This is a genomic window from Escherichia sp. E4702, from assembly GCF_963883545.1.
GTDB lineage: Bacteria > Pseudomonadota > Gammaproteobacteria > Enterobacterales > Enterobacteriaceae > Escherichia.
Genome location: NZ_CAWORF010000063.1, coordinates 1 through 656, shown reverse-complemented (window position 1 = coordinate 656; position 656 = coordinate 1). Strand labels below are relative to the sequence as shown.

Annotated in this window: 3 pseudogenes; all 3 read right to left on the bottom strand. The window is 44.5% G+C overall.

From position 1 onward, the window contains the following. A pseudogene (locus tag AACU94_RS24570) lies at window positions 1–93 on the bottom strand (TraR/DksA family transcriptional regulator); the annotation flags it as partial. After that, window positions 93–394: pseudogene (locus tag AACU94_RS24565) on the bottom strand (DUF5405 family protein). The pseudogenes AACU94_RS24570 and AACU94_RS24565, both read right to left, overlap by 1 nt. Further along, window positions 394–617: pseudogene (locus tag AACU94_RS24560) on the bottom strand (DUF2732 family protein). The pseudogenes AACU94_RS24565 and AACU94_RS24560 overlap by 1 nt, the downstream one beginning before the upstream one ends. Window positions 618–656 lie beyond the last annotated feature (39 nt).

Genomic DNA, 656 nt, shown 5'->3' with positions numbered 1-656 from the left:
AGAAGCACCGCAATGTTTTACCCTTGCCGCGTTAATCTGGCGCTCCAGTAATTCAGCCTGTTGTTCCTGAATAAAATCTACGTTGTCCGGCATTACCAGTTCCTTTTGTCGTTAAGGTTTTTAAATTCATCAGCGCAATAGCTGGCGATTTCTGTCGTTAATTTCGTCAGTTCATCCACGGAGGAGATTTGCTTGTGAAACACAGCGCGTTTAACAAGTAAATTGACCACATCAGACAGGAGGTTTAATTCGTTCTGATAAATCGCGATAACAGACTCAGTTATTTCGCGTTTTTCTTTATCAAGACCAAGTTGAATAAGAGACAAATCGCCATTTTCATAACGGCGATTTTTAAGGCGTTATTCAGTAATACAACTGAACGAGAACAGGACATCAAAGCACCTCCCCGCGAGACAATCCGATATTGTGAAATTTTCCGACTCCTGACTGAGCAGCTCGACTATCTCCACGCGGGATAACTCCGCCTTTGTGATGTGGCGAATCATGGCATCAAGATGAGAAGAAAAGCGCGTCGCAGCGTCGGCCTGTGCTTCGGTTCTGGCCTGTTGCAGCAGTAATGCGTATTTACCGCACTGATTTTCAGAAACTGTATGCATAACTTTCTCCAGGCAAAAAGAAGCCCCGCACGATTAAGT